Genomic DNA, 4,189 nt, shown 5'->3' with positions numbered 1-4,189 from the left:
GATCGCTGTCGCGGAGATCGCTGCCGCGGATGCCCTGCGGGGCCAGCGTGGCGGGCGCCCGCTGAAGCGCGCTGTTCCCCGGGGCCCCCGTGTCCCCCAGCACGTGCGCCACCTGTCCGCCCTCCCGGCCCCACCCCCCCCCCCTCCCCTCCCCCCGGTGGTGAACACGAGGACGGCGGTGTGGCCGGCTCAGCTGCCCTCGCCGTCCTCGTGTACCGACTTGAGGACGGCTGTGACACGCCCGGCACGCCGCGGCGCCGGCAAGTCGGGCAGTGCCGCGGCGCATCAGATCTGCAGGAGCGGGGGTTCCCCTATGCCGGGGGGCGAACCGGCTTCATCCGACCTGGCCGGCTCTCGGGCGGGATCTCCACTCGCGGCGCAGGACGAAGCCCCGCAGGACCGCGAGCGAGAGAAACACGATGCCGAAGGCGGCTCTTTGCCACTCTCCGACAACGGCATACCAGTAGAGGCAGAGGCCGCCGAAGGTGAGGCTGACGGCCATGAGCAGGGGTTCGCGGATCCAGAACGGCAGGACTCGAAGAATCACGTTGATCAACATCGGGCCAGTCGAGCAGGCGCACGGGCGTCACGCAGTGGCGGAGGCCACAGTTCCGGCCGCAGCGCACGGATCGCACGCTCCACTTCGCCGCCGCCTTCATCCGACCGTCAAGGCGATCCGAAGGAAGCGCCTCCAGGCCCGGCTTCCGGGGACTGTCCGGTGACCAGGCTCTGCAGGTACTCCCGGCCCCGCGTGAGCTGGCCGGGCAGGGCGGCGGCGTTCGGGTACCAGCGTTTCTCGTACTCCCAGCAGAGCCAGCCGTCCCGCGGTGCCGCGGCCACCGCCTCGGGGAGGGGCAGCACGCCGGTGCCGAGACCGGTCGGGGTCAGGTCCTGCGCTGACCGTACGTCCTTCACCTGTACGTAGCCCAGGTGCGCAGCAAGGGCCCGTCGGGACTCGGCCGGGATTTCCCCGCCGAGCCAGGTGTGCAGCACGTCCCACAAGGCGCCCGCGCCGGGGTGCGCGACGCGGTCGAGCACGCGGGCGGCCGCGGCGGCGGTGCGGTGGGAGTCGTGGGTCTCCAGAAGGAGCCGCACTCCGTGGTGCTCGGCGAACGGCGCCGCGGTCAGCAGGCGACGCACGGCATGGGCGTCGGCAGCCGCCTCGGTCAGGCCGGCGCCGCCAGGGAAGACCCGGACGTAAGGGGCCTCCAGATCGGCGGCGAGGCGGACCAGGGCACGTAGTTCGGCGAGGACCGGCGCGTCCGCGCCGGGGGCGGCCACCTTGACGTAGCCCGCGACGGCGAGGACGGAGACGCCTGCGGCGGTGAGGGTCCGCAGTCCGGCGGCGCGCTCGGCAACCGGGCTGTCGGGGTGCAGGGGTTCCTCGGGGTGGGCGCGCAGTTCGAGGCCGTCGAACCCGTAGGAGGCTGCGAGGGCCGCACTGCGGTCGAGGGGTGCGCCGGGCAGGCCGAGTGTGGAAAAGGCGTACTTCACGGGCGGCCTCCCGCGGTCGGCGGCGGCCCGGTGGAGGCGCGCACCATCAGCTCGGTGGGTAGCGTGGTGATCCCGCCCGGCGGCTGCGGCCGACGGCCGGTGACCAGTTGGGCGGCGAGCACGCCGGCCTCACGCAGGGGTACCCGGACGGTGGTGAGCGCCGCGGCGGTGTCCGCGCAGATGGGCAGGTCGTCGAAGCCCGCGACGGACACGTCCTCGGGGATCCGTATCCCTTCCTCGCGCAGGGCGGCGGCGACCCCGGTGGCGACGGTGTCGTTGGCGGCCGCGACGGCCGTGAACGTCGCCCCGCGGCGCAGCAGTTCCCGGGTGGCGTCGTAGCCCGCGGAACGCTCGAAGGCGCCGTGCACGGTGAGGGAGGCGCAGGTCTCGGGGAGGGCGGGGTCGTGCCGGAGCAGGGCGGCACGGTGTCCGGCGAGCCGCTCGCGGGTGGTGCTCAGCCCCGGGGGGCCCGCGACGTAGGCGATGCGCCGGTGCCCGAGTGTCAGCAGGTGCTCGGCGAGGCGGAAGGCCCCGCCGTGGTCGTCGAACATCACGGTGGTGACGGGCAGTGCGGCGTGCACGGGCAACGGAGGCCGCCCGCGCAGGCGGCGGTCCGCCAGGCCATTGCGGCGGGCAAGCACGTCTACTGCGAGAAGCCGACGGCCCTCACCTTCGAGTCCTCACTGGAGCTGGCCCGGCTGGCCGAGGCCGCCGGGATCAAGCACGGGGTGGTGCAGGACAAGCTGTTCCTGCCGGGGCTGCTGAAGCTGAGGCGGCTGATCGCGAGCGGCTTCTTCGGCGAGGTCCTGTCCTTCCGCGGAGAGTTCGGATACTGGATCTTCGAGGGCGACTGGCAGACCGCGCAGCGGCCGTCGTGGAACTACCGGGCGCAGGACGGCGGAGGCATCGTCGCCGACATCTTCCCGCACTGGGAGTACCTCCTCCACGAACTCTTCGGCCGGGTCCGCACCGTCCAGGCCCTCACACGCACGCACATAAGCCGCCGCTGGGACGAGGCGGGCAAGCCGTACGAGGCCACGGCCGACGACGCCGCCTACGGGACCTTCGAATTGGAGGGCGGTGCGGTCGCGCAGATCAATTCCTCCTGGGCGGTCCGGGTCCACCGTGACGAACTGGTGGAGTTCCAGGTGGACGGCACGCACGGGTCGGCCGTCGCCGGGCTGCGCGGTTGCCGGATCCAGCACCGCGGGGCGACGCCGAAGCCCGTGTGGAATCCCGATCTGCCGCAGACCGAGGCATTCCGTTCCCAGTGGCAGGAGGTGCCGGACAACCGTCCCGCCGAGAACGGCTTCAAGGCACAGTGGGAGCTCTTCCCGAGACATGTCTCCTCGGGGAGACCTGGTGGTGGGACCTGCTGGCCGGGGCGCGCGGGGTGCAGCTCGCCGAGCCGGGGCTGCGCTCCTCGGCCGAGGGCCGGCGGCTGCCCGTGCCGGAGGTGGCGCTGTGAGCATCCGGCTCCCCTCGGCAGACGGCGGGTTCCGCACGCACCGGCTGCCCGAAGGCGTGCTGCTGGGGCGCGGGCAGCTCGGTGACGGATCCATGGACGGCAGCTGGCCGACGCGGCCGGCTACCGGGGCCCGGTGGAAGTGGAGATCTTCAGCCCGGGCCTGTGGGCCCGGGACGGTACGGAGGTGCTGCGGGAGGTGATCGAGCGCTACCGCGAGCACGTGGACTGAGCGGACGGAGGAGCAGGTGGTGGATCAGCCCTCGTAGTCGTACTTCATGCCGATGCCCAGAGTGCTCTGGGTCGGGAGGATCCCGGCGCCGACGATGTCGAGGACCGGCGGGAGGAGGAGTTCGGCTAGGCGGGCCACTTCCTGCGGGCTCAGCGCCGACCAGGGGGCCGAGGCGAGTTCGTCGGTGAGCTTCTCGACGGCGGTGCGCACGGCGAGTCCGGCTCCGGTGGCCGCGCCGTCCTCGGCCAGCAGGTTCCGGGCGACGAGCCGGTCTCGGCCGGCGTTCCACTCCTCGGCGGACCACTGGCGGCTTTCGAACCACTCGGCCGGGGCGGCTCCGGCCCCGGAGTGCAGGACCAGCGACTCGACCGGGTCGAGGTGGTGGGCCTGGAGGGCGGCGAGGTGGCCGTCCCCGCGGTGCTCGCGCAGGATCGTCGCCGCGTGCCAGAGCACGGCGTGCGGGGCGTCGGGCCAGGGCAGGGCGGCGTTGACAGCGCCGAGCGGGCGGCCCGCCGTGACGGCGGACTCGGCGGCGCGCCGGGCGAGCCGCGCCGCCTCGGCCAGCTCCGGGGAGGCGGTCCGCTCGCCGAGGAGGGACCGCAGGGATCGGTCCGCGGCGACGGCCCGGGCCGCGAGCACCCGGGCCGGCGGGGCGGTGTGCCAGGTCTGCGCGAGGTACCGCTCCACCATGGTGGGGCTGAAGCTGAAGAAGAGGGCGTTCACGAGTCCCGCATCGGCCGGGCCGAGAGGAGCGGCCCGGAAGGCGAAGTACATGGGCCACCGGTCGTCGATGGCGTAGCCGAGCGCGCCGGCCTCCTCGTAGGCCTCGGGTGCGAAGTAGACGATGGCGTGCACGGGCTCGAGCAGCTGCCACAGCTGCCGGACCGTACCCGGCTCATGGGCGTCGCTGTACGTCATATCGCTTTCCCCCAGGGTCGGTTGGTGCCCAAAACGACAGGAGGTCAGCGTAGGCCAGGAGGGGCCGGAGGGGGTGGCGA

4 protein-coding genes and 2 pseudogenes are annotated in these 4,189 nt (G+C 73.3%); 2 read left to right on the top strand and 4 right to left on the bottom strand.

Going from position 1 to position 4,189, the window contains the following annotated elements; translation table 11 throughout:
• Nucleotides 1-334: 334 nt before the first annotated feature.
• From PV721_RS41770 to PV721_RS41760, 3 genes are all read right to left on the bottom strand, one after another.
• Nucleotides 335-547 carry a hypothetical protein gene (locus PV721_RS41770; protein WP_319733884.1) on the bottom strand — a complete coding sequence of 71 codons (213 nt, stop codon included), beginning with the start codon at nucleotides 545-547 and terminating at the stop codon, nucleotides 335-337.
• Between the two features lie 119 nt (nucleotides 548-666).
• The gene (locus PV721_RS41765; protein ID WP_319733883.1) at nucleotides 667-1,494 is read right to left on the bottom strand and encodes a sugar phosphate isomerase/epimerase family protein; all 828 of its coding nucleotides are present in this window, start codon (nucleotides 1,492-1,494) and stop codon (nucleotides 667-669) included.
• Complete coding sequence (locus PV721_RS41760; RefSeq protein WP_319733885.1) at nucleotides 1,491-2,075, bottom strand: substrate-binding domain-containing protein; 585 nt, start codon at nucleotides 2,073-2,075, stop codon at nucleotides 1,491-1,493. Before PV721_RS41760 ends, PV721_RS41765 begins: the two co-directional genes overlap by 4 nt.
• A gap of 27 nt (nucleotides 2,076-2,102) precedes the next feature.
• On the opposite strand from PV721_RS41760, the pseudogene PV721_RS41755 reads away from it, so the two are divergent.
• Both PV721_RS41755 and PV721_RS41750 read left to right on the top strand, forming a co-directional pair.
• Nucleotides 2,103-2,962: pseudogene (locus PV721_RS41755) on the top strand (Gfo/Idh/MocA family protein); the annotation flags it as partial.
• Nucleotides 2,938-3,191: pseudogene (locus PV721_RS41750) on the top strand (sugar phosphate isomerase/epimerase); the annotation flags it as partial. The pseudogenes PV721_RS41755 and PV721_RS41750, both read left to right, overlap by 25 nt.
• 24 nt (nucleotides 3,192-3,215) lie before the next feature.
• Here the strand turns inward: PV721_RS41750 and PV721_RS41745 are convergent.
• Nucleotides 3,216-4,109, bottom strand: coding sequence for an SCO6745 family protein (locus tag PV721_RS41745; protein ID WP_319733881.1), 894 nt, complete (start codon nucleotides 4,107-4,109; stop codon nucleotides 3,216-3,218).
• Nucleotides 4,110-4,189: the final 80 nt, after the last annotated feature.

This window comes from Streptomyces sp. MB09-01 (assembly GCF_033794505.1).
Taxonomy (GTDB): Bacteria; Actinomycetota; Actinomycetes; order Streptomycetales; family Streptomycetaceae; genus Streptomyces.
Note: the sequence above shows the minus strand (reverse complement) of the source record. Positions and strands in the feature narration are given on the sequence as shown.